Below are 26,730 nucleotides of genomic sequence, written 5' to 3' on the forward strand. Positions count from 1 at the left end.
GGGGGCGGCTCGCCGTCCCCGCGCCCTCGAGAAGGGTCAGGACACGTCCATCGGCGCGCGGACGCACCGGTCCAGCTCGGCGATGAGGTTCCCGGGATTCTCGGTGAAGTACATGTGCGCACCCGGCAGCGCCACGAAGTCCACCCCGGACCCGCCGACCTCGGCCCAGCCCGCGGCGTCGGCTTCGGACACCAGCTCGTCGTGCTCACCGCGCAGCACTGTGATCGGCACGGGCAGCGGGAGCCGGGAGCTCGGCTCGTACTCGTCGGCGATGGTCATGTCCGCCCGCAGGGCGGGCAGGACGACCTCGCGCAGGTCCGGGTCGGCGAGGGCGGCGTGGCGGTAGCCGACGAGGTCGGCGAGCCGCGACACGAACTCGTCGTCGGACAGGGCGGCGGTGCCCAGCCGCACCCGGGGTGCCCAGGGCGAGGCGATGCCGCTCACCACGAGCCGCCGCGGGAGCGGCAGCGCCCGGGTGACGAGCGCCTGCGCCGTCTCGTAGGCCGCCAGTGCGCCGAAGCTGTGTCCGAAGAGGACGAACGGGCCGCCGGCCGCGGCCTCGGCGGCCTTCGCGGCCACCACGTCGACCACCTCGGCCATGGTGGTCAGCGGCTGGTCGAGGAACTGTTCCTCGCGCCCGGGCAGCTGCACCGGCACGAGCGACAGGCGATCGCCGGCGTGCTCGCGCCACTGCCGGAACAGGCTCGCACCGGCGCCGGCGAACGGCACGCACACCAGGCTGGTCGTCGTCATGGGGTCGCCTCCTGCTTGGTTCGGACGAGTTCGGTCATCGCGGTCAGGGAGGAATGGGCGTACAGCTCCCGCATCGAGACGGCCGGCAGGCCGGCGCCCGCGAGCTCGTTGCCCAGCCGGGCGGCCAGCAGCGAGTTCCCGCCGAGCTCGAAGAAGTTGTCCCCGGCCGCGACCGGGCCGCCGAGCAGTCCTTCCCACAGCCGGGCGATCCGCTTGGTCAGCGGGTCGTCGTGCGGGCCCGGTCCCGACGCGCCGGACGGGGGAGCGGGCGCGGGCAAGCGCGTGGTGTCGACCTTGCCGTTGGCGTTGAGCGGAAGCGCGGGAACGGCGGTCAGCGTGTCGGGGACCAGGTGCGCGGGCATTCGCGTGGCCAGCCGCCGGCGCAGCTCCGCCAGCCTGTCGGGCGCGGTGGTCACCACGTACGCGTCGAGGCCTGTGGAACTCCGGGGGACGACCGCCGCCGCGGTGACCGCGGGATCGTCGGTCAGGGCCTGGCGGACCTCGCCGAGCTCGATCCGGTGACCGCGGATCTTGACCTGGTCGTCGAGGCGCCCGAGGTGCTCCAGCTCGCCGTCGGGCAGCTCCCGCCCGCGATCGCCGCTGCGGTACAGCGTGCCGGGGCCTTCCGGGTCGGGGAGGAACCGCTCGGCGGTCAGCTCGGGCCGGTCGAGGTAGCCCAGGGCCACGCCGGCGCCCCCGACGTGGATCTCGCCGGGCTGCCCGGCCGGCACCCGGGTGCCGTGCTCGTCGAGCAGCCGCACGGTCCAGCCTGGCAGCGGGCGGCCGACCGAGCGGGAGCCGAGCGCGACGTCGGCGGCGGTCAGCGTGCGCGCCGTGACGTGCACCGTGGTTTCGGTGATGCCGTACATGTTCTCCACGCGTGCGTGCGGGTACCGGTCGAACCACGGGCCGAGCGTGCGGACGTCGAGCGGTTCACCGCCGAACACCAGCAGGCGGACGGAAAGCCCGCCGCCGGCGAACGCCGGGGTGGCGAGCAGCGGGGCGAACGCCGACGGCGTCTGGTTCAGCACCGTCACGTGTTCGCGCTCCAGCAGGGCGTGGAACTCGGCGGGATCACGGGCGGTCCAATGGGGGACGACCACCAGCCGGCCGCCGGTCATCAGGCACACCCACATCTCCCACACCGAGAAGTCGAAGGCGAAGGAGTGGAACAGGGTCCACACATCGCTCCCGGACAACTCGAACTCCGCCGCGGTGGCGTCGAGCAGTGCGACGACCGTCCGATGGGCAACGAGCACGCCCTTGGGTCGCCCGGTGGAGCCGGAGGTGTGGATGACATACGCGACATCGCCCGCGGCCGGTCCGGCCGGGGCGGGCCGGTCATCCGCGGCAGGCGACGCCACGTCCACGACCCGTGCGCCTTCGACGGCGGTGGCGGAATTCCCGACCACCACGTCGATTCCGGTGTCCGCGGCGATGAACGCGAGCCGCTCGGCGGGGTAGTCCGGATCGAGCGGCACGTACGCGGCGCCGGCCTTCAGCACGGCGAGCAGCGCGACGACCAGCTCCGTGCCGCGGGGCAGCCCGACCCCGACCCGGTCGCCGGGCGACACTCCGGCCGCGGCCAGGGTCCGGGCGAGGTCCGAGGAGCGCCGGTGCAGCTGCGCGTAGGTGAGCGTGGTGCCGTCGGACGTCACGGCCGGGCGGTCCGGTGCGGCCGCGGCCTGACGGGCGAACAGGGACACGATCGTGCGCTCGGGGAGGGCGCCGGACTTCGCGGGTGACGACTTCACGGTGGGTCTGGTCCATTCGTCCGAAGTGGATCGTGCGGCGCAGCCGCGCCGCGAGATCAACGGTATCCGTGCGGGCTCGGACTTCCGGGGAAGAACAACGGCATTTGGGCCGGGCCGCGCCGCGCGCGCAACTGCCGGTCGGGTTGCCGGGCGCGGGCGGGTGGTGCTGGTAGAAACCGCGGCAGCGCCTGCCGCGGCACGGAAATCCGGGCGGGGGCACGCGTTCGACCACGAGGTCCGGATCGGGCCTCGTGGTCGAACGCGGGCGGCGCGGCGCCGGAAACTCAGGAGGGGGTGACGTCCAGCGGCAGCCGCCGCACGCCGATGAGGCTCTTCGGGTGGTGGAACAGGGTCGGCTCGTCGGTGGCGACGGCGAACGACTGGTACCGCTCCAGCAGGTGCTCGAGCGCGATGCGCGTTTCCAGCCGCGCCAGCGGGGCACCGAGGCAGAAGTGCATGCCCTGCCCGAAACCGAGGTGCCGGTTCGGGCTGCGGTGCGGGTCGAACCGGTCCGGGTCGGGGTAGGCCGCTTCGTCCCGGTTGGCCGAAGCCACCCAGAGCGTGAGCATCTGGCCCGCCGGAATGGTCCGGCCGCCCACCTCGGACTCGCGCTTGGTGATCCGGGCGAGGCGGGAGAACGCCGGGCGCATCCGGACGACCTCTTCGACGGCGTCGGGGATCAGGCCGGGGTTCGCGCGCAGTTCCGCCACGGCGCCGGGGTTCTCGTCGAGAGCCAGCACGGTGTTGCCCAGGACGGCGGTCGTGGTGATGTGGCCGGCGAGCAGCAGCAGGGCGACGAACCCGCACACCTCGTCGTCCGACAGCCGTTCCCCGTCCAGCTCGACCTGTACCAGCTGGCTCAGCAGATCGTCGCCGGGCGCGGAGCGGATCTTCGCGACGTGGTCGGTCAGGTAGGCGTGCATCTCGGCCGCGGTCGTGGCGAACCCGATCACCTCGGCCTCGGTCGGCAGCGCGTTCTCCGACCCGCCGTTGGCGAGGATGAACGCGTCGGCCCAGCGCTGGAAATGCGGCCGGTCCTCGCTCGGCACCCCGACCACCTCGGCGATCACGGTCACCGGCAGCGGGTGGCTGAGGTGCCCGACCAAGTCGATCCGCTCCTGCCCGGCGACCTCGTCGAGCAGGGCGCGGGTCAGCTCGTGGATGCGGGGCGCGAGCTCGTTGACGAACCGGGGCGTGAACGCCTTGCTGACCAGGCTGCGCAGCTTGCGGTGCAGCGGCGCGTCCATGCCGACGATGTTGCTCCGGTTGATCCACTCCATGCCCGGGAACGACGGGATGAGCGCGCTCATGTCACTCGAGTACGTCTCGGGGTCGGCGAGCACGCGGGTGATGTCGGCGTGCCGGAACACGTGCCAGACGCCGGGGGTTTCGTCCTGGCTCACCGGTTCCGTCGCGCGCATCTCGGTGAACCAGGCCAACAGCGAACTCAAGGACTCCGGGGTGATCTGCTCGGCATCCGCTCCGGCGGTGGTCATCTGCTGCACTCCTGTCGTACGGGACGGTTGCGCGGCGAACTCGACGCCTGGACCTTATGCGGCCGGCGGCGCCGTTTTGCCTGGTCAGGGTGGTCAACGGGGTGAACGGTAGGGGTAGGCGCGCTCCCGCGCCTACCCCTAGCGGACCCCATGCCCGCCCGTGCGCCGCGCCGATCCCCTAACCTCCGCGCCGCGTGGTTGTCGGTGCTGGTTCGTGATCCTTAGGTTCGGTGCCGAGGCCTGGCGGTGGTGTGCGCACCGAAGACGCCGCGTGGTCCGCGAACCCGAGGAGACGACTCATGAGCACGCAAGATGTGGCCGCGCCCGACTCCGCCGAAAGCACGAACGGCAAGGTGGAGTTCCCGGCTCGCCCGCCGGCGCCCGTGCAGATGCACGAACTGGACTTCCTGCTCGGCGAGTTCCGGTGCGAATACACCAATCTCACCACGGACCCGGTGAGTTCGGGCGTGGCCACCTGGACAACGGTGCCGATTCTGGGCGGGCATTACTACGAGATGACGCAGACGGTGCCGGTTCCGGGCGTCAGCAGCCGCTGGGTGTTCGGCTGGAATCAAGCGGACTCCACATTCTTCACAAGTTATTACGACGATTGGGGTAACCACGGGGCAACCAAATGCGAGGGGTGGCAAGACGGCGAGCTCAAATGCACCGGTGACTACTTCGCGTTCGGGCAGCCCTTCGTGTTCCAGGAGGTCTTCGCCCAGGTCGACGACGACCACTACACCAAGCACGGCTTCGTGCGCCAGGCGGACGCCTGGGTGCCGGTCGACGTGATCCACTGCCACCGCGTCTGACTGCCGACGGGTCCGGCAGACCGGCTCCCCCGGGCGACGTCCCGGTGTCCGGGGACCGGTTTGCCTGATCGGGCAGTGGCGGCCAGGAGTTCGGGCAGACTTCGGCCTCCGTGGGACTGCCCGGTTCGTCGTGTACGCCTCGCCTGCTCCGGTGCGCGGCCGGGTGCGCCGGGGGATCGGGTCACCTGCGCTGGTAGCCATCGCGCGGGAGCACGATCACCGGCGGATCACGGCACGTGGGCGAACGAACACGCCGTCGTGGAGCCCGGGGCAACGGTTCGCCGGGCGCCTTGACAGGAGCGACGGTGATCGTATCCTCAGAGTTATGAGCGTCATCGAGGGAATCGATATCGAATCGGCGACGGCGCTGCGCACTATGGTCTTCTGGTGAAATTCGATTGAACCAATCGAGTGTTCACGCATTTTTTGTGTGACTTCGAAGCGGGACGAGAAGTACTGTCCGGTGTGCTCAATGACGAGTTCCGGAATTCCCGGATGATTTCCGGATGCGTCTCGGAAAGCGAACTGCTTTCGCCCGCCGTCGGCGCGGCCGTGCCACTTCGACCGCCGATGGCTCGACGGGAATCGACGCAGGACGGGCTTGACGCCGCTTGTCTTGAGCAACCCTGGCCGGCGGCCGGATTTTCGCACACGGCGGGGAGACACCGGTGGACTTGGTTGAGCGTGAGCAAGCGCTTGCGTTGCTCGAAGCCCTCTTCGAAGAGGTCGCGGCGGGCGAGGGACGTTCGGCACTGATCAGCGGTCCGGTCGGGACCGGCAAGACCGCCTTGCTCGGCCGGGCGGTGACTGCCGTGGCCGGGCCGGCGCTGGTGCTCTCCGCGCGGTGCTCCCGCGCGGAGCAGTCGCTGGCGATGGGCGTGATCGACCAGCTGCTGCAGTCCCCGGCGTGGCCGGCGGAGGTGCGAGCGCCGCTGCTGCAGCAGTTCGGCCAGGCCGGTCTGCCCTGCGCGGCGGCGGATCTGTCGCACTCCAGCGTGACGTCGACGGCGGTCACCGTGTCCAACGCGATGCTGTCGCTGGCTCTGCGGCGTCCGCTGGTGGTGGTCGTAGACGACATCCAATGGGCCGACCGGACCTCGCTGGCGGTGCTCGCGATCTTCCTCCGCCGTATCAGTTCGTCGCGGATCCTGGTGCTGCTCACGGAATCGACCTCGCGGTTCGGCGTCGACTGGGAGTTCCGGGCGGAGCTGCACGCGCAGCCGGGGTTCCTGTGGTTGCGGCTGCGCCGGCTCTCCGCGACCGGGACCGGCGAGCTGGTCCGGCGGCGGGCCGGGGCCGAGGTCGCCGCGAGATCGGCGACCGCGTACCACGACGCGTCCGGCGGAAACCCGTTGCTGCTGAACGCGTTGCTGCGTGATCACCTGTCCGGCGGAACCGGTGCGGCCGGTGCGACCAGTGCGGCCGAAGCGGACGAGCCGATCGTGGCGGGGGAGTCGTTCGCCAGGGCGGTGCAGGCCTGTCTGCACCGGTGCGAGCCGGCCGTGCGCGAGATCGCCCAGGCGCTGGCAGTGCTGCCCGACGACAACGTTGTCGGCAGATCGAGGCGCCTTCTCGACCTGAACACGCACGACGTCGTCAGCGGTGTGTCGACGCTTGCGGAGATCGGGTTGGTCGAGAACGGCGCTTTCCGGCACCCCGCGGCGCGCCGCGCCGTGCTCGATTCGCTCTCGCTCGAGGAGTGGGCGCGCCACCACGCGCGCGCCGCGCGGCTGATGTACCTGGAGTCCGCGCCGGCGCCGCTGGTCGCGTCGCTGCTGTTGCTCGCGGGTGAAACCGAGGAACCGTGGGCTCCGGGGGTCTTGCTCGAAGCGGCACTGGAGGAGGACGAGCCCGCCCGCGCGCTGGAGATGATCGACCTCGCCGCTCGGAGCACGTCGGACGAGCGCGAGCGCGCGCTTGTCGTCAGCGCCCGGGTCCGGATCGAATGGCGGGCCAACCCGGCGGCCGCGCAGCGCGGCCTGCCCGCGCTGCAGGACGCGATGCGCCAGGGCCACCTCACGGACTGGAGCGCCAGCGCGCTGATCCTGTACTTGCTCTGGCACGGCAAGGCCGACGAGGTCAGCACGACCTGGAACCTGCTGAAGGAGCTGCCGCCGAGTGCCGAGCCTCCGGAAGACTCGGAACTGCGCGCGATGCACCTGTGGACGCAGTACCTGCACCCGGAATCGCACTCGCAGCTGGACACCCTTGCGCCGCCGGTGCCGGCGGACGCGGGGCCGGCCCAGGAGATGAGCGTTCTCGCGGCGAGCGCGCTCACCGCCGTGCTGACCGAGGGGCCGGACGAAGAGCGGGTGGTGGACGCCGAGTACGTGCTGAGCACCTGCCGGCTCGGCGACACGACCGTCGAATGGCTGCTCGTCGCCGTGCTCACGCTCATCTACGCCGGCCGGCTGGACCGCGCGTCGACGTGGTGCGACTCGTTGCTGGCCGAGGCGAACGTGCGTGGGGTGGTGACCTGGCAGGCGATCCTGTCGGCTGCGTCGGCCGACATCGCCCTGCGGACGGGGGAGACCGAGACCGCGCTGGAGCTGGCGACGGCCGCGCTCGACCTCGTGCCACTGGAGGGCTGGGGCGTGGTCGTCGGCTATCCGCTGGGGTGCCTGCTCACGGCGGCGCTCGTCACCGGCCGGCTCGACGACATCGGCGACGAGGTCTGGGATGCCGTGCCGGACAAGATGTTCGCGAGCGGCTTCGGGGTGCAGTACCTCCACGCCCGCGCCTACCACCTGCTCATCACCTCCCGGCCGAGGGCGGCGGTCGACGAGTTCCGCCGCTGCGGTGAGGTCATGCGCGACTGGGGTCTGGACAACCCGCTGCTGGCCGCGTGGCGCCACGGTGCCGCGGAGGCGTACCTGGTCCTCGGTGAGGTCGACGAGGCGCGGGAACTGCTCGCGGAGGAGGCCGGTCTGCCCGGCGCCGGCGACGCGGTCGTGCGCGGTGGCTGGCTGCGGTTGCGCGCGGCCACGGAGGAGCAGGCGCCGGCGCGGGTTTCCCTGCTGCGCCAGTCGGTCGAGCTCCTGGAGGCCGGCGCGAACCGGATCGAGCTGATGCTCGCACTGGCGAGCCTGGCGAACGCCCACAGCGAGCTGGGCGAGTTCGGGCGCGCCAAACTGGTCGCGCGACGGGCCAGGCAGATGGCGAAGCTGTCCGGGGCCGCCGCGCTGTGCGACGAAATCCTTTCCGTCGCCCTGACGCGCCGCCGCCAGACCTCGCCCCAGGACACTGTCGAGCAGGTTGCCCGGGCCGCGCTGTCCGACGCCGAGTTCCGGGTCGCCAACCTGGTTTCCCGCGGGATGACCAACCGGGAGATCAGCGCGGAGCTGTTCCTCACCGTGAGCACGATCGAACAGCACCTCACGCGGATCTACCGGAAGCTGGACGTCAAGGGTCGTCCGGAGATGGTTTCGTTGCTGCAGTGGGGAATCGGGGCTTCGCGCTCGCGCGATACAGGGGTCTCCTAGGGGTAGGGGGTGCGATTCCCGACGGCGAAGATCGGTAGCGGGCCACCGGCCGCCGTCGGCCGTAAGCACCGTTCGGGAGTTGATCCCGAGCGCGTTGCCGACCGGTGATCATCCCGGCTTGAGCCCACGTCGTCACCGTCGGCGGATGTGCGGCCGTCGCGCTGACTCCCCACTGCGAAGAGGTAGGCGCCATGCCGGAATCCCTGCCGGGTCACTCCTCGACCGAGTCCGAGGAACCGGCCGAGCCGATCGCCGTGGTCGGGATTTCGTGCCGGTTGCCCGGTGCGCCGGACCCCGCGCGGTTCGCCGCATTGCTGAGCACCGGACGCGACCACGTCACCGAGGTACCGCCGGGCCGCGCCGCTGCCGACGCGTTCGCGATGTTCCCGGAACTGGCGGCCCGGGGCGGGTTCCTCGACGACGTCGCCGGCTTCGACGCCGCGTTTTTCGGGATCTCGCCACGGGAAGCGGCGTCGATGGACCCGCAGCAACGGCTGATGCTCGAGCTGGCGTGGGAGGCGTTCGAGGACGCCGCGATCGTGCCCGAGCGGCTGCGGAAGACGGCGACGGGTGTGTTCGTCGGCGCCATCGCCGACGACTACGCGGCGCTGGTGCACGAGCGGGGTGCGGTGGGCGTGTCCGCGCACACGCTCACCGGGCTCAACCGGGCGATGATCCCCAACCGGATCTCCTACACGCTGGGGCTGCGGGGGCCGAGCCTCGCGGTGGACACCGGTCAGTCCTCGTCGCTCGTCGCGGTGCACCTCGCCGCGGAGAGCGTGCGCCGAGGCGAATGCTCGATCGCCGTCGCGGGCGGGGTGAACCTGAACCTCGCGGCGGCGAGCACGGTCGCGGTCGCGCGGATGGGCGCGTTGTCCCGCAGCGGCCGGTGCCACACCTTCGACGCCCGCGCCGACGGCTACGTTCGCGGCGAGGGCGGCGGGGCCGTTGTCCTCAAACGACTCTCGGCCGCGGTGGCCGACGGCGATCGGATCTACTGCGTGCTGCGCGGCGGCGCCGTCAACAACGACGGCGGCGGCGCGGGGTTCACCGTGCCCGAGCAGCAGGCACAGGAGGAGCTCCTGCGTGCCGCGTACCGGCGGGCCGGGGTCGCCCTCGCCGAGGTCGGCTACGTGGAGCTGCACGGGACCGGGACCCCGGTCGGTGACCGGGTGGAGGCCGCGGCACTCGGCGCCGTCCTGGGTGCGGCCCGCGCGGTGGGCGCACCGCTTCCCGTGGGCTCGGTCAAGACGAACGTCGGTCATCTCGAAGGCGCCGCGGGGATCGCCGGCCTGCTCAAGGTCGCACTCGGACTGGCACACGGCACGCTGTACCCGACGCTCGGGTTCCGTTCCGCGCCACCGGAGATCCCGCTCGAGACGTTGCGGCTGAGGATGACCACCGAGTCCGCGCCCTGGCGGGGCACCGCGGCGGTCGCCGGCGTGAGCTCGTTCGGGATCGGCGGCACCAACTGCCACCTCGTCCTTTCCGGACCCCCGGTGACCGAAGCCGAGTCCGAAGTAGACTCACCGGTGGCGGGTTCGTGGGTTCCGCTGGCGGTGAGCGGACGTGACGTCGCCGCCGTGCGGGCGCAGGCCGGCGCCGTGCTCGCGCACTGGGACGACCGCCCCGCCACGACCCCGGCCGAGCTGGGCCACGCCCTCGTCGCGACGCGATCGCACTTCGCCGCTCGCGCCGTGGTGCTCGGCCGTGATCGAGCCGAGCTGCGCGCGGGCCTGACCGCGCTCGCCGCGGGAGAAGCCGCTCCGCAGGTGGTGCGTGGTTCGGTGGTGCCCGCGCAGTCCGCGGCGTTCGTGTTCCCGGGCCAGGGCTCGCAGTGGCCCGGCATGGCGACCGAGCTGGCGGCGGCGTACCCGGTGTTCGCGCGGAACCTGGCCGAGTGCGCCGGGCACCTCGCCGACTTGGTGGGCTGGAACCTCCTGGACGTGCTGGCCGACCCCGACCCGGCGGCGCTGGACCAGGTCGACGTGGTGCAGCCGGCGCTGTTCTCGGTGATGGTGAGCCTGGCCGAGCTGTGGCGCTCGTTCGGAGTCCGGCCGGCGGCCGTCGCCGGGCACAGCCAGGGCGAGATCGCCGCCGCGGTGGTGGCCGGTGGGCTGAGCCTGGCCGACGGCGTGCGAGTGGTGGCGCTGCGCAGCCGCGCGTTGCGGGCGCTGGCGGGCGCGGGCGGCATGCTTTCCGTGGCGCTGCCGGCGCACGAGGTCGAGCGGATGCTGGAGCGCCGGGGCGCCGGGTTGTCGCTCGCCGCGGTCAACGGGCCGCGGGCGACGGTCGTCTCGGGCGAACCGGGCCTGCTCGACGAGCTCGCCGCGGAAGTGGCCGAGGCCGGCGCGCGGGCCCGGCGGGTGGCCGTGGACTACGCGTCCCACTCGGCTCAGGTGGAGCAGATCGAAGACCGCCTGCTGCGTGATCTCGCCGGGCTCGAGCCGCGCTCGTCGGAAGTGCCCTTCTACTCGGCGGTGACCGGCGAGCCGATCGACACCGCGGGCCTGGACGCAACCTACTGGTACCGCAACCTCCGTCGCCCGGTGCAGTTCGAGCGCACGGTGCGCGCCCTGCTGCGGGACGGGCACGGGGTCGCCCTCGAGTGCAGCCCGCACCCCGTGCTCACGGTGGGTGTCGCCGAGACGGCGGAGGCGGCCGGGCACGACGTCGCCGTGGTCGGTTCCCTGCGTCGCGGTGAAGGCGGCCCTCGCCGGATGCTCGCGGCCGTGGCCGAGGCGCACACCCGCGGGCTCGAGGTCGACTGGCGGCCGGTGTTCGGCGAACCCGCACCTCGCCGGGTTTCCCTTCCGACGTACGCGTTCCAGCGTCGAGCGCACTGGCTTCCGGCCACTGGTGAGTCCACAGTGGAATCTCGCTCGCCCGCGGTGAAGATCGGACCCGTGGAGATCGAACCCGCGCGCCGGGCCTCTGCCGGCGACGTCCGCGATCTGGTCCGGCTGGTGCGGGGCGAGACCGCGGCGGTCCTGGCGCACGACGACATCGCCGAGGTCGCGGCCGAGGTGCCGTTCCGGGAACTCGGCGTCGACTCCGTGCTCGGGGTCGAGCTGCGGGGCCGGCTGGCCGCGTCGCTCGGGGTGGCGCTGCCGAGCACGCTGCTGTTCGACCACCCGACCCCCGCGGCGGTGGCCGCCTTCCTGACCGGGCACGACGACGTCGAGACCGCCGGCCCGGGTGCCGCGGCGGGCGCGCAGGATCCGGTCGCCATCGTCGCGATGTCCTGCCGGCTGCCCGGCGGGATCGGGTCGGCGGACGAGCTGTGGCAGGCCGTCGTGGACCGGGTGGACACGGTGTCCGGCTTCCCCGACGACCGCGGCTGGGACCGGGACGGCGACTACCCACGGTTCGGTGGTTTCCTCACCGGGGCGCAGGACTTCGATGCCGGGTTCTTCGGCATCTCCCCGCGCGAGGCGCTGGCGATGGACCCGCAGCAGCGGTTGCTGCTGGAGGTCTCGTGGGAGGCGCTCGAACAAGGGGGGATCGACCCGACGTCGCTGCGGGGCAGCCGCGGCGGGGTGTTCGTGGGCGCGATGCCGCAGGACTACGGCCCCCGGCTGCACCGGTCGGACCCCGGAACCCGTGGGCACCTGCTCACCGGAACCACGACCAGTGTCCTTTCCGGACGCTTGGCGTACTTCCTCGGGTTGCGTGGACCGGCGATCACGGTGGACACGGCGTGTTCGTCGTCGTTGGTGGGGTTGCACCTGGCGGCGCAGGCGTTGCGCGGTGGTGAGTGTGACCTGGCGCTGGCCGGTGGGGTCACGGTGATGTCCACTCCGGGCATTTTTCTGGAGTTCTCGCGCCAGGGTGGGCTCGCGGCCGACGGGCGGTGCAAGGCGTTCTCCGCTGACGCCGATGGCACGGGGTGGGCCGAAGGTGTCGGCATCGTCGTGCTGGAACGGCTGTCGGACGCCCGCCGCAACGGACACCGGGTGCTGGCGGTGGTGCGGGGTTCGGCAGTCAACCAGGACGGTGCGTCCAACGGACTGACGGCGCCCAACGGCCCTTCACAGGAACGCGTGATCCGTGACGCACTGGCGGTCGCGGGGCTTCATCCGTCCGAAGTGGACGCCGTCGAGGCGCACGGCACCGGTACCCGGCTCGGCGACCCGATCGAGGCCCACGCTTTGCTCGCCACCTACGGCCGCCACCGCGACACCCCGCTTCTGCTGGGGTCGTTGAAGTCCAACATCGGCCACACGCAGGCCGCGGCCGGAGTGGCCGGCCTGATCAAGATGGTGCAGTCGATGCGGCACGGTGTATTGCCGGCGACGTTGCACGCGGGCGAACCTTCGCGTGAGGTGGACTGGTCCTCGGGTGCCGTGGAGTTGCTGACCGAGAACCGGCAGTGGCCCGAGACGGACCGGCCACGGCGGGCCGGGGTGTCGTCGTTCGGGATCAGCGGAACGAACGCCCACGTCATCGTCGAACAGGCGCCTGCCGGTGAGCCGGTGATCGCCGCGCCGCCGCCGGGCCCGGCGGTGCTGCCGCTCTCCGCGGCCGCGGGACCCGCCGTGGCCGATCAGGCGCGGCGCCTGCGCGACCACCTCGCGGCGCACCCGGAAGCCGGCCTCGCCGACGTCGCCGCTTCGCTGGCCACCGGCCGCGCCGGGCTGGCCGAACGGGCCGCGGTCGTCACCGACGAGCGGCCGCAGGCACTGGCCGCGCTCGAGGCGCTGGCCGCGGGGGAACCCGGAATCGGCCTGGTCCGCGACACCGTCTCCGATGGTGACTTCGCGATGCTGTTCTCCGGGCAGGGCTCGCAGCGGGCCGGCATGGGACGTGAGCTCGCCGAGCGGTTCCCCGCGTTCGCCGCCGCCTTCGACGAGGTGTGCGACACGCTGGCCGGGGAGCTCGGCCTCGACCTGCGTGAGGCGATCTTCGAGAACCCGGCCGCGGCGCTCGACCGGACGGTGTTCACCCAGCCGGCCCTCTTCGCTTTCCACGTGGCGGTTTTCCGGCTGCTGGAATCCTGGGGGGTCCGCCCGGACGTGCTGGCCGGCCATTCGATCGGCGAGCTCGCCGCCGCCCACGTCGCGGGGTTGTGGTCGCTGCGGGACGCCTGCCGGGTGGTGGCCGCCCGGGCCCGCCTGATGCAGGACCTGCCGGCCGGGGGCGCGATGGTGTCCGTGCGCGCGGACGCGTCGCAGGTGCTGGCCCTGATCGGCGATCAGGGTGGGCAGGTCTGTCTCGCCGCGGTCAACGGCCCGGACGCGGTCGTCGTCTCGGGCGCCGGCGACGCCGTGGCGGACCTCGAGGCGCGATGCGCGGCCGGTGGCCTGAAGACCCGGCGGCTGGCGGTCAGCCACGCCTTCCACTCGCCGTTGATGGAGCCGATGCTCGCCGAGTTCCGCGCGGTGCTGGCGGACGTGCGGTTCACGCCGGCGGCGATTCCCTTCGTGTCCACCGTGACCGGCGGTGGCGTGACCACCGAGTGGCTGGAGCCGGACTACTGGGTGCGCCACGCCCGCGACACCGTGCGCTTCGTCGATGCCGTGGCCACGTTGCACGAGGCCGGCGTCCGCACGTTCCTGGAAATCGGCCCGGCCGCCGTGCTCAGCGCGATGGTTCCGGCGTGTCTCCCCGCCGCTTCGGAATGCGCCGCGGTGCCGGTCGCCCGCGCGGACCAGGGCGAGGTGCGCACCCTGCTGACCGCGCTCGCCGCGGTGTGGTGCCGGGGGGTGCGAGTCGACTGGCGGCGATTCCACGGACCGGGTCCGCGGCCGGTCCAGCTGCCCACCTACCCCTTCCAGCGCGAGAGGTTCTGGCTCGACGCCGACGAGCCGGCCACGGCGCCCGGAAACGACGACGTCCAGGCGCTCCTGCGCCGGGCGGACGTCGCCGAAGCCGGCGCGGAGCTCGGTCTCGACGGGGACGCCTCGTTCGCCGACGGCTGGGCCGCGCTGGCCCGCCGGGCCGAGGCCGCCGACCGCGACGCCGCCGTCGACGGCCTGCGCTACACCGTCGAATGGGTGCCGGTGAGCGAACCGCCGGTCACCCGGATGAGCGGGACCTGGCTCGTGGTCGCCGCCGAGGCGGGGGCCGACCTCGAGCTGCTGAGCGGTGCGTTGCGCCGGGCGGGCGCCACCGTGGTCGCCGCCGTCGTACCGGACCACGGCGACTTCGGCGAGGCGCTGCGCCTGAAAATCCACAGTGGACTGTTCGCCGGCGTCGTCGCGCTGCCGGGGCTCGGTGGCGGTGAACCTGTTGCGGCTCTGCTGCTGACCCAGGTGCTGGGTGAACTGGGCGTCACCGCGCCGCTGTGGTGGCTGACGCGGGGCGCGCTGTCGACCGGACCGCGCGACGAGCAGCTCGCGCGTGATCCGGGTGGCCTCGGAGGAGCCGCGCTGTGGGGGCTCGGCCGCGTCGCGGCGCTGGAGCACCCTCGGCGCTGGGGCGGGCTGATCGACCTGCCCGAAACCCTCGACGACCGTGGTGTGCAACGGCTTCTCGCCGTACTCGGCGGGGAAACCGGCGAGGACCAGGTCGCGGTGCGCGGCGCCGGCGTCCTCGCCCGGCGTCTGGTCCCGGCCGCCCGGCCGGCCCGCCCGGAACCCGGCTGGCGGCCGGACGGAACCGTGCTCGTCACCGGCGGAACCGGCGCGCTCGGCGCCCGGGTCGCGCGCTGGCTCGCGCAGCTGGGCGCGCCGCACCTCGTGCTCGCGAGCCGGGGCGGACCGGCGGCCGACGGCGGTGCCGACCTCGCCGACGAGCTGCGGGCGCTCGGCGCCGAGGTCACCCTGGCCGCCTGTGATCTCACGGATCCGGGTGCCGTGACGCGGCTGGTCGCGGGCACGCCTTCCTTGCGAGCGGTGTTCCACCTGGCCGGGGCTCTCGACGACGGGGTGCTGGACGGGCTGACCCCGGCGCGGCTCGCGGGCGTGTTCGCCGCGAAGGCCGGCGGTGCCTGGGCGCTGCACGAGGCGACGCGCGAGCTGGACCTGTCCGCGTTCGTGGTCTTCTCGTCGTTCACCGGTGTTCTCGGCAATGCCGGGCAGGCCGCGTACTCGGCGGCCAACGCCTACCTGGACCGGCTCGCCGAACACCGCCGAGCACTCGGCCTGCCCGCGAGCGCGGTCGCGTGGGGCTCCTGGGGTGAGGGTATGGCCGGCGGCGCCGGTGCGGCCGGCCGGACGCTGGCCCGCCTCGGGCTGCGGCCGTTGCTGCCGGACCACGCGTTCGCCGCCCTGCACCGGCTGATCGACGACGGCGGGTCCGCGCTGGTCGCCGACGTCGACTGGCCCCGGCTGGCGGCTTCGTTCGGTGCCGCCCGACACAGCCCCTTGATCAGCGCGATGCTGGCGGGCAGCGGCGAACGGCCGGCCACCACGCCGGCCGGCCCGGCACCGGGCGCGGCGCCCGCCGCGCTGGACCGCCAGGCGCTGGTGCACCTCGTCCGCACCCACGTGGCCGACGCCCTCGGCTACTCGTCGATCCGCGACGTCGCCGAAGACCGCGCGTTCGCCTCGCTCGGGTTCGACTCGATGGCCATGGTGGACCTGCGCAACCGGCTCGGCGCGGCTTTGGGGACCGACCTGCCCAGCACGGTCGTGTTCGACCACCCGTCCGCGGGGCGGCTGGCCGGGCACTTGCACGACCTGGTGTCCGGCCGCGCCCCGGAAGCCGATGGCCGAGCTGCGCCCGGGTCCGTCGCCGACGAGCCGGTGGCGGTGGTGGGGATGGGGTGCCGGCTGCCGGGCGGGGTGAGCTCGCCGGAGGATTTGTGGCGGCTGGTGTCGGACGGGGTCGACGCTGTGTCGGGGTTTCCGGTGGATCGTGGTTGGGAGGCGTGGCCTGGTTCTGCCGGTGGCCGTGGCGGGTTTCTTGCCGAGGTGGGTGGGTTCGACGCGGGGTTTTTCGGGGTGTCGCCGCGGGAGGCGTTGGCGATGGATCCGCAGCAGCGGTTGTTGTTGGAGGTGTCGTGGGAGGCGGTGGAGCGGGCGGGGATCGATCCGTTGTCGTTGCACGGCAGCCGCACCGGCGTCTACGTGGGAACCAACGGCCAGGACTACAGCCGGCTGCTGGACCGCTCCGGTGAGGAGCACGTCGGCCACGGCATCACGGGCGCGGCCGGCAGTGTCCTTTCCGGACGGTTGTCGTACTTCCTCGGCCTGGAGGGGCCGGCGGTCTCGGTGGACACGGCGTGTTCGTCGTCGTTGGTCGGGCTGCACCTCGCGCTGCAGGCGTTGCGCGGCGGTGAGTGCGACCTGGCTCTGGCCGGTGGGGTCACGGTGATGTCCACGCCGGGGAACTTCGTGGAGTTCTCCCGGCAGGGCGGGCTTTCGGCCGACGGGCGGTGCAAGGCGTTTTCGGCTGAGGCCGACGGCACGGGCTGGGCCGAGGGCGCCGGTGTGGTGGTACTGGAGCGGCTTTCGGATGCCCGCCGTAACGGGCATCGGGTGCTGGCGGTGGTGCGGGGTTCGGCGATCAACCAGGACGGCGCGTCCAACGGCCTGACGGCCCCCAACGGCCCCTCGCAGGAACGCGTGATCCGTGCCGCGCTGGCCGCTGCCGGCCTTGATCCGTCCGAAGTGGACGCGGTCGAAGCCCACGGGACGGGGACGAAGCTGGGCGACCCGATCGAGGCGCATGCGTTGCTGGCGACGTACGGGCGCGACCGGATCGCTGGCGAGCCGCTGTGGCTGGGTTCGCTCAAGTCGAACCTCGGCCACACCCAGGCCGCGTCCGGTGTGGCGGGTGTGATCAAGATGATCGAGTCGTTGCGGCACGGCGTGTTGCCGGCGACGTTGCACGCGCACGAACCGTCGCGTGAGATCGAATGGTCCTCGGGCGCGGTGGAGTTGCTGACCGAGAACCGGCAGTGGCCGGAGACGAACCGCCCGCGGCGGGCCGGGGTTTCGTCGTTCGGAGTGAGTGGCACGAACGCGCACGTCATTCTGGAGCAGGCACCCGAGGAAGAGCCGGTGGTGTCCGAGCCGTCGGATGGTGAGGTGCTCCTGCCGTTGTCCGGGGCGACGGGTGCGGCGTTGGCAGCGCAGGCCGGGCGCTTGAGCGCGTATCTGGCTTCGCATCAGGATGTGTCGGCGGCGGAGGTTGCGCACACGCTCGCGATTGGACGGTCGCGGTTCGAGCATCGCGCGGTGGTGATCGGTGACCGGGCGGCGGCGCTGGGCGGTTTGGCGGCGGTGGCTGAGGGTGTCGAGTCTCCGGATGTGGTGCGGGGGTTGGTGTCGGGTTCCGGTGGTGTGGCTGGTGTTTTCGCTGGTCAGGGTGGTCAGTGGGTTGGCATGGGTCGGGCGTTGTGGGAAGCGTCTGCGGTGTTTGCGGAGTCGATGGTTGCGTGTGAGCGGGCTCTGTCGCCGTGGGTTGACTGGTCGTTGTCCGAGGTGCTCGATGATCCGGTGGCGATGGACCGGGTGTCGGTGGTGCAGCCGGTGTCGTGGGCGGTTGCGGTGTCGTTGGCGGCTTTGTGGGCTGAGGCTGGTGTTGTTCCGGCTGTGGTGGTTGGGCATTCGCAGGGTGAGATCGCGGCTGCGTGTGTTGCTGGTGCGTTGAGTTTGGAGGACGGGGCGCGGGTTGTGGCGGTGCGGTCGGCGTTGATCGAACGTTCGCTTTCGGGCTTGGGGGCGATGGGGTCGATTGCCTGGCCGGCGGAGCGCGTCGAGGAGGTCATCACGACGCTGGAGTTGACCGGTGTCGGTGTGGCGGCGGTGAACAGTCCGGGTGCGGTGATCGTGTCGGGCACGATCGGCGACCTTGAAACGCTGGTTGGGCATTGCGCGAATGAGGGTGCGCGGGCGCGTCGGATTCCGGTGGACTATGCCTCGCACTCGGCGCAGGTCGACACGATCGCCGGCGAGCTGCGTGCTGCGCTCGGCGAAATCTCGCCGCAGGCTTCCGCTGTTCCCATGGTTTCCACTGTTACCGGGCAACGTGTCGATACCACGACGCTGGACGCGGACTACTGGGTTCGGAATCTGCGTTCGACGGTGCGGTTCGCCGACGCGATCACCGCGGTTGCCGAGAGCGGGTTCAGCCGGTTCCTCGAAATCAGTGCCCATCCCGTTCTCACGACCGCTGTCGACGAGATCACCGGTGGCACTGTCCTGCACACGTTGACCCGCAACGGCGGTACTTACCGGCAGTGGCTCACTGCCCTCGCGACCGCGCACGTCACCGGAATCGACGTCACCCTCCCGCAACCCACCCCCCGTCCCACCTACCTGGCCGACCTGCCGACGTATCCCTTCCAGCACCAGCACTTCTGGCTCACCCCGGACACGCCCGAACCGCTCGACGCCGAGTTCTGGTCCATTGTGGAGAAGAAAGATCCGGCGGCCTTCGCGGAAGCGGTCGGTGGCGACGTCCCGGCCGAGTTGTGGGAACAGGCACTGCCTGCGCTGAACCAGTGGCGCGACCGCCGGCGCCACACCCCCGACGACTGGTGCTACGACGTGGCCTGGAGCCGCGTCGACGAGCCCGCGCCCACCCCCCTGCGCGGCAGGTGGGCGCTCGTCGCCGAGCCGGATGACGTGGTTGCCGAAACGGTGGCCGGCGGGCTGATCGCGCGCGGCGCCGAGGTCGACCGCCTGAGCGTGGCCGACCTGCCGTCGGATCTGTCCGAAGTGGATGGCGTGATCGCTGTGCTGGGCCGGGCCGGGGAGACCGCGGACGCCCTGGTGCGCAAGGGGATCGAGCTGCTGACCGCGGCGCGCCGCGGGCCGGTCCCGATGTGGTGGGTGACCGCCGGTGCCGTGGGCATCGACGACACCGAAGCCCCGCGCGCCGTCGACGCGGCGGCGCTCTGGGGACTCGGCCGGGTCGCGGGCCTCGAGCACCCGCAGATCTGGGGCGGTCTTGCCGACCTGCCCCCGGTCGTGGACAACGCCATGGCCGCCCGGCTGTGCGCGATCCTCGCCGCCGGCGGCGACGAACAGGAGTTCGCGATCCGCCCGTCGGGCACCTTCGTCAGGCGGCTGGTGCGCCGTCCCCTCGGGACCGCGGCGCCGGGCCGGCCCTGGACCGTGCGCGGGACCGCGCTCGTGACCGGCGGAACCGGCGCGCTCGGTGCCCGGGTCGCCCGTGAGCTCGCCGTACGCGGTGCCGAGCACCTCGTGCTGACCAGCCGGCGCGGGCCGGCCGCGCCGGGCGCCGCTGAGCTTGTCGCCGAGTTGGGCGAGCTGGGCTGCACCGTCACCATCGCCGCTTGCGACGTGGCCGATCGTGCCGCATTGGCGGCGGTTCTCGCGGAGATCCCGGAGGACAACCCGCTGCGGGTCGTCGTGCACGCCGCCGGCGTCAGCGGGCGGGGTTTGCTGAAGGACGCGACACCCACCGCGGCCCTGCCGGAGCTCACGGCCAAAGTGGACGGTGCCCGCCACCTCGACGAGCTGACCACCAGCCTGGATCTGGACGCGTTCGTCCTGTTCTCCTCCGGCGCCGCGGTGTGGGGGAGCGCGGGATCCGGTGCCTACGCGGCCGGCAACGCCTTCCTCGACAGCCTCGCCCAGCACCGCCGCGCCCGCGGCCTGCCTGCCACCTCGATCGCCTGGGGCAGCTGGGCCGGTGGCGGCATGGTCGACGACGACACCGCGGCGGCGTTCGCCCGCACCGGCCTGCGGTCGATGCCGCCGGAGTCCGCCCTCGCCGTGCTGGGACGGGCGGTCGAGCTGGACCTCACCGGGCTTACCGTGGCCGACATCGACTGGGAGCTCTTCGCCCGGACGTACTCGCTCGCCCGGCGCCGCCCGCTGATCGCCGCGGTGCCGGAGGCGGCGGCCGCGCTCCGCGCGCAGCCGGTCGCGGACCCCGCACCCGGCGGTGAACTGCGCGAGAGCCTGGCCGAGCTGGCGCCGGGCGAGCGGCACCGGCGGCTGGTGGAGCTGGTGCGGTCGCAGGCGGCCGTCGCCCTCGGGCACGCGGCCGCGGTGGACATCGCCGTCGACCGCTCGTTCCGGGACCTCGGCGTCGATTCGCTGACCGCCGTGGATCTGCGCAACCGACTCGCCACCGCGACGGGGCTGACCCTGCCGGTGACCGTGGTGTTCGACCACCCGACCGTCGCCGCCGTCGCGGAGTTGCTGCGGGACGCGCTGTTCGGCGCGCGGGACACCGCCGCGCCGGTCGCCGCCCGGGCCGAGGAGGACGGGGGCGAAGGGGTCGACGAGGTGGTCGTGGTCGGGATGGCCTGCCGGTTCCCCGGCGACGTCGACTCGCCGGACTCCTTGTGGCAGCTGCTGCTCGCCGGCCGGGACGGGATCCGCGACTTCCCGGACGACCGGGGCTGGGACCTCGGCGCATTGCGTGACGGAGCGTCCGGCGGGTTCGCCCTGCGCGGCGGTTTCCTGGACGCACCGGCCGACTTCGACGCTGCCTTCTTCGGCATCTCCCCGCGAGAGGCGACGGCGATGGACCCGCAGCAGCGGTTGCTGCTGGAGACGTCGTGGGAGGCGCTCGAACGCGCGGGGATCGACCCGCGAGCGCTGCAGGGTAGCCGGACCGGGGTTTTCGTCGGCTCCTCGGCCCACGACTACGCGGCGGTGGTCGCCGCGGCCGACGACGGCGACGCCGCTCACGACTATGCGCTGACCGGCGCGGTGGGCAGCGTGATGTCCGGTCGCATCGCCTACGTGCTCGGCCTGGAAGGACCGGCGGTCACGATCGACACCGCGTGCTCGTCTTCGCTGGTGAGCGTGCACAACGCGGCGCAGGCGCTGCGCGGCGGCGAATGCGATCTCGCCCTGGCGGGCGGTGCGTCGGTGATGGCCACGCCGAACGCCTTCGTCGCGTTCGCCCGGCAGGGCGGGCTCGCGCCGGACGGCCGCTGCCGCGCCTTCGCCGACGACGCCGACGGCACGGGGTGGGGTGAGGGCGCGGGAATGCTCGTGCTCGCCCGCCGCTCGGACGCGGAACGGCTCGGCCGCCCGATCCTCGCCGTCGTGAAGGGGTCCGCGGTCAACTCGGACGGGGCCTCGAACGGGCTCACCGCGCCCAACGGCCGGGCCCAGCAACGGGTGATCCGGCAGGCGCTGGCGGCCGCCGGGCTCGGGCCGGAAGCCGTCGACGCGGTGGAAGCGCACGGCACGGCCACCCGCCTCGGCGACCCGATCGAAGCGGAGGCCCTGCTCGCCACCTACGGCGAGCGGGGACCCGACGCCCCTCCGCTGTGGCTCGGCTCCGTGAAGTCCAACCTGGGCCACACGCAGGCGGCCGCCGGGGTCGCGGGCCTGATCAAGGCCGTGCTGAGCCTGCGCCACGGCATCCTGCCGGCGACCCTGCACGCTTCGGTGCCCTCCTCGCGAGTGGAGTGGTCGGGCGGCCGGGTCGAGGTCCTCACCCGGCAGCGGCCGTGGCCGGAGACGGGACACGCGCGCCGGGTCGGGGTGTCCGCGTTCGGCATCAGCGGCACCAACGCCCACGTGATCCTCGAGCAGGGTCCGGAGCCCGTCGCAAATCCCGTCGCCGCGGCCGGGGGGTTCGTGCCGTGGGCCGTCTCGGCTCGCAGTGCCGCGGCGTTGTCCGCGCAGGCTCGCCGGCTGCGCCTGTTCGCGGGCGCGCATCCGGCTGACACCGCCCGGTCGCTGGCGTCCGGGCGGGCCGCGCTCGAACACCGCGCGGTGATCGTCGGCGACACTCCGGACCGGATCGAGGCGGCGCTGACCGCCCTCGCCGAGGACCGCCCGGCCCCCGGCCTCGTCCGGGGCGTCGCGGGCGGGGCACCGTCCGCGGTGCTGTTCTCCGGTCAGGGTTCGCAGCGCCCGGGGATGGGCCACGAGCTGTACCGCGCGTTCCCGGTGTTCGCGGAGACGTTCGACGCCGCGTGCGCCGAGCTTCAGCGTGACCTCGACGAGGACCTGCGGGACATCGTCTTCGGCCAGTCCGAACCGGGTCTGCTGGACCGGACCCGCTACACGCAGGCCGGGTTGTTCGCGCTGCAGGTCGCGTTGTTCCGGCTCGTCGAGCACGCGGGACTGCGGCCGGACTTCCTGGCCGGGCATTCGATCGGCGAGCTCGCCGCGGCGCACGTGGCCGGGGTGTGGTCGCTGGCGGACGCCTGCAGGGTGGTCTCCGCCCGTGGCCGGCTGATGCAGGCGTTGCCGGCCGGCGGCGCGATGCTCGCCGTCCGCGCGACCGAGGACGAGGTGCGCGCCCGGCTCGGCGGACGGTCCGATGTGGACATCGCGGCCGTGAACGGTCCGGCGGCCGTGGTGATTTCGGGCGAGAGCGACGCCGTCGCCCGGCTGGGTGCCGAGTTCGCGGAGCTCGGCCGCAAGATCACGGCCCTGACGGTCTCGCACGCGTTCCACTCACCGCTCATGGAGCCGATGCTCGGCCGGTTCCGGGAAGTCCTCGCCGGCATCGGGTTCGAGCGGCCCGCCCTGACGATCGTCTCCACCCTCACCGGCCGGCCCGCCGGACCGGAGCTGTGCACCCCGGACTATTGGGTCCGTCAGGTGCGAGAGACGGTCCGCTTCGCCGACGCGGTGCGGACGATGCACACCGAAGGCGTGCGGAGCTTCCTCGAGATCGGCCCGAGCGGCGCCCTTTCCGCACTGGTGCCCGACGTCGCCGACGAGGTGACCGGCAGCGCCGAGAGCCCGGCCGTGGCGTCGGCCACCGTCCTGCGGCCGAACCGGCCGGAGACGGAGTCGTTGCTGCTCGGCCTCGCCGAGATGCACGTGAGGGGCGCCGCCCTCGACTGGTCCGTGCTCGTCGAGGGCGGCACCGGCGAGCACGTCGAGCTCCCCACGTACCCGTTCGAACACCGCCGGTTCTGGCCGGAGCCGGGCACGGCGCCGGCGAACCTGGCGAGCGCCGGGCTCGCCGGGGCGGAGCACCCGTTGCTGCGGGCCGCCCTAACCCCGGCCGGGCGCGACGAACGCGTGTTCACCGGGACGGTGAGCCACCGCGACCAGCGCTGGCTCGCGGACCACACCGTGCTCGGCTCCGTCCTCGTGCCGGGCACGGCGTTCCTCGACGTCGTCGCCTGGGCGGGCCTGCAGGCCGGCTGTACCGAAGTCCGCGAACTGGCTCTGCCGGTGCCGCTGCGGGTCCCCGACGACCGCGCGGTGGCGATCCAGGTCCTCGTCGGGGCGCCCGACGACAGTGGTGTCCGCGCGGTGACCGTCCACTCGCGACCCGACGGCGACGCGGACGCGCCGTGGACCTGTCACGCCGAGGGAACCGTGGCCGAACCGGCCGGGCCGCCGGCCACCATGGACTGGGCCGCCACCTGGCCACCGGCGGACGCGGACCCGGTCGATCTGGACGGCTTCTACCCGGACCTGATCGCCGCCGGGTTCGACTACGGCCCGGCGTTCCGCGGCCTGCGCACCGCGTGGCGGGTGGGTGCCGACGTCTACGCCGACGTCGCGACCGAGACCGAGCCCCGCGCCGGGCACGCGGTCGACCCGGCCTTGCTCGACGCCGCGATGCACGCGCTCGGCCCGGCTCGCCGGCCCGAGGACGCCCCGGGCTCCGCGCGCTTGCCGTTCGTGTGGTCCGGCGTTCGGGTGGCCGGTCCGGGCCGCACCCCGAGCCGGGTGCGGCTCACCCGGGCCGGCGACGGCACCGTGCGGGTCGAGGTCGCCGACGGCACCGGCCGGCCGGTGCTCGAGGTCGGCTCGCTCGTGCTGCGCCCGGTGACCGCGGCCGCGCTGGCGGACGTCCCCGGCGCCGAGCCGGACCCCCTCTACCGCGTCACGCAGGTCCCGCACCCCGAGCCGGCCCCGATCTGTCCGGAGTGGACGGTCGTGCCCGTCGCGGCCGGGGCTGTGTCCGACCTGCCCGCGGTTGTGCCGGTCGTGCTCGCCCAGTGCCCGCCGCCCGGCCCGGATCCGCGCACGGCAGCGCACCGCATAACCGCCGACGTGCTCGCCCTCATGCAAGCCTTCCTGGCCGATCCGCGGGCCACGGACGCGGTGCTCGCGGTGGTGACCCGCGACGCCCGCACCGAACCCGCACACGCCGCCGTCGCCGGCCTCGTACGCACCGCGCACACCGAACACCCCGGCCGCTTCGTCCTGCTCGACACCGAGGAGGACGTGGAGCCCGCCGTGCTGGCCGGCCTGGCGAGCAGCGGTGAACCGGAACTCACGGTGACCGCGGCCGGCGTCACGGTGCCGAAGCTGCTCCCCGCCGGGAACCCGGCGCGCCTGGTCCCGCCCGCGGGCGCGGAGTCTTGGCGCCTCGACCGGACGAACGGGGACTCACCCGACGACGTCGCCCTGGTCCCGGCACCGGAGGCCCTGCGGCCGCTCGCGCCCGGCGAGGTGCGGATCGCGGTGCGGGCGGCGGGCGTGAACTTCCGCGACGTCCTCATCACGCTCGGCATGTACCCGGGGGACGCCCGCCCCGGCACCGAGGCGGCCGGGATCGTCGTCGAGACCGGCTCCGGGGTCGACCGCGTCGCCGTCGGCGACCGGGTGATGGGCCTCGTGCCCGACGCGTTCGCGCCGATCGCGATCACAGGACAGCACGCGGTCGTCCGGCTGCCCCGGACCTGGAGCTTTGTCCAGGGTGCCTCGGCGACCGTCGCCTTCCTCACCGCCTCCTACGGCCTGCGCGACCTGGCCGGGCTGCGCTCGGGCGAGTCGGTCCTCGTGCACGCCGCGGCGGGCGGGGTCGGCGGCGCGGCCGTGCAGCTGGCCCGCTCGTGGGGCGCGGAGGTGTTCGCCACCGCGAGCGAAGGCAAGCAGAACGCGTTGCGGGCCATGGGTTTGCCCGGCGACCACGTGGCGTCGTCGCGGACCACAGAGTTCGGCGCGGCGTTCCGCGCCGCCACCGGCGGGCGCGGGGTGGACGTGGTGCTGAACTCGCTGACCGGACCCGTCGCCGACACGTCTCTGGACCTCGTCGCCGACGGCGGGCGGTTCGTGGAGATCGGCAAACTGGACGTCCGGGACCCGGCGCGGCTGCGTTTTCCGTACCACACCTACGACCTCGGCGACATCCCGCCGGCGCGCACGGCGGAGATCCTCGACGAGCTGGCCGAGGGATTTGCCGGCGGTACTCTCGTCGCGCCTCCGGTCACGTGCTGGCCGGTGACCGAATCGCCGGCGGCGTTGCGCGCGCTGAGCCAGGCCGCGCTCGTCGGCAAGGCGGTGCTGACGTTCGGCCCCGGGTTCGCCCCCGGCGACACCGTGCTCGTCACCGGCGGCGCGGGTTCGCTGGGCCGCGTCGTCGCGAAACACCTCGCCGTCGAGCACGGAGTGCGGCACCTCGTGCTCACCGGGCGCCGTGAGCGGCCGGAGGTCGCGCGGCTGCGGACCGAGCTCGGTGAGCTCGGGGTGACGGTCGAGTTCGCGGCGTGCGACGTCGCGGACGAGGCCGCGATGTCTGCGCTGCTGGCGTCGATCACCGAGCGCGGGCGGCTGGCCGGGGTGGTGCACACCGCGGGCGTCACCGACGACGGCGTGCTCACCGCCCTCGGCCCCGATCGGCTCGCGTCCGTGCTCAGGTCCAAAGTGGACGGAGGCTGGCTGCTGCACCGGCTCACGGAAGGGCTCGGCCTCGACGTCTTCGCACTCTTCTCGTCGGCCTCGGCCGCGTTCGGCGCCGCCGGACAGGGAAACTACGCCGCGGCCAACAGTTTCCTCGACACGCTTGCCCGCTACCGCCACGAGCGCGGCCTGCCGGGCACGGCGCTGGCCTGGGGACCGTGGGAACAGGCCGACGGGCTCACCGCGGACCTGACCGAGCGTGACCGCGCCCGGATGGCCACGCTCGGGGTCGGCCCGATCACCACCGGGCAAGGACTTGACCTGTTCGACCGGGCACTCGCCGAGGCGGCCCCGGACTTCGTCACCGCGCGGATTTCCGTGGCGGGCCTGCGATCCCGGGCCGATACGGTGCCGGCACTGCTCACCGAGCTGGTCCCGGCCCGGCGCCCCGACCCGTCGCCGCGCCCGCAGCCCGGTCCGGCGCTCGACCTGCGGGCGCTGCCCGAGGCCGACCGCGCACAGGCGGTGCTGGGGCTCGTGCGTGAGCAGGCGGCTCTCGTGCTCGGCCACGGTGAGGCAGGGGAGGTCGATCCCGGCCAGGCGTTCCGCGAGCTCGGGTTCGACTCGCTGACCGCGGTCGAACTGCGCAACCACCTGCAACGGGCGACGGACCTGGTGCTGCCGGCGACGCTGGTGTTCGACCACCCGACGCCCCGGACCCTGAGCGAGCACCTGCTCGGCCTGCTCGTGCCCGAGCCGCGTGACCCCCGCGAAACCGTGGTGCACCAGCTGGACCGACTCGAACCGGCCATCGAGGCGCTCGAGGCGGCCGCCGGCGGAACCGACGAGATCGCCGGCCGGCTGCGGCGCCTGCTGCGCCGGCTGGAGCGCGTCGGCGGGCCTGCTCCCGCGAGCGCCGGGCCTGGGCAGGTCGATCCGCTCGAGGTGCTGGCCTTCATCGACAAGGAGTTCGGCGACGTGAGCTGACCCGGCCCGGCCCCGAC

General features: G+C 73.2%; 6 protein-coding genes. 3 read left to right on the forward strand and 3 right to left on the reverse strand.

Features of this window, described 5'->3' with window-relative positions; all coding sequences use genetic code 11:
- Nucleotides 1-36 precede the first annotated feature (36 nt).
- The 3 genes from K1T34_RS33945 to K1T34_RS33955 form a co-directional block, all read right to left on the reverse strand.
- Nucleotides 37-753, reverse strand: coding sequence for a thioesterase II family protein (locus K1T34_RS33945; RefSeq protein WP_220238831.1), 717 nt, complete (start codon nt 751-753; stop codon nt 37-39).
- Nucleotides 750-2,507: an amino acid adenylation domain-containing protein gene (locus K1T34_RS33950; RefSeq protein ID WP_220238832.1), complete on the reverse strand. Its 1,758-nt coding sequence runs from the start codon at nt 2,505-2,507 to the stop codon at nt 750-752. The genes K1T34_RS33945 and K1T34_RS33950 overlap by 4 nt, the downstream gene beginning before the upstream one ends.
- A gap of 284 nt (nt 2,508-2,791) precedes the next feature.
- Nucleotides 2,792-4,003 (reverse strand): cytochrome P450, encoded by a 1,212-nt coding sequence (locus tag K1T34_RS33955; protein ID WP_220238833.1) that lies wholly within the window; start codon nt 4,001-4,003, stop codon nt 2,792-2,794.
- 251 nt (nt 4,004-4,254) lie between these two features.
- Here K1T34_RS33955 and K1T34_RS33960 point away from each other — a divergent pair, with 251 nt between their 5' ends.
- The 3 genes from K1T34_RS33960 to K1T34_RS53635 all read left to right on the forward strand — a co-directional run bounded on the left by K1T34_RS33960 (nt 4,255) and on the right by K1T34_RS53635 (nt 26,713).
- A complete protein-coding gene (locus K1T34_RS33960) occupies nt 4,255-4,818 on the forward strand; it encodes a DUF1579 family protein (protein WP_220238834.1) in 564 nt (187 codons plus the stop codon).
- 668 nt (nt 4,819-5,486) lie between these two features.
- Nucleotides 5,487-8,300: a LuxR family transcriptional regulator gene (locus K1T34_RS33965; protein WP_220238835.1), complete on the forward strand. Its 2,814-nt coding sequence runs from the start codon at nt 5,487-5,489 to the stop codon at nt 8,298-8,300.
- A gap of 191 nt (nt 8,301-8,491) precedes the next feature.
- Nucleotides 8,492-26,713 carry a type I polyketide synthase gene (locus tag K1T34_RS53635; RefSeq protein ID WP_255637750.1) on the forward strand — a complete coding sequence of 6,074 codons (18,222 nt, stop codon included), beginning with the start codon at nt 8,492-8,494 and terminating at the stop codon, nt 26,711-26,713.
- The last annotated feature ends 17 nt before the right edge of the window (nt 26,714-26,730 follow it).

The sequence above is a fragment of the Amycolatopsis sp. DSM 110486 genome (assembly GCF_019468465.1).
GTDB lineage: Bacteria > Actinomycetota > Actinomycetes > Mycobacteriales > Pseudonocardiaceae > Amycolatopsis.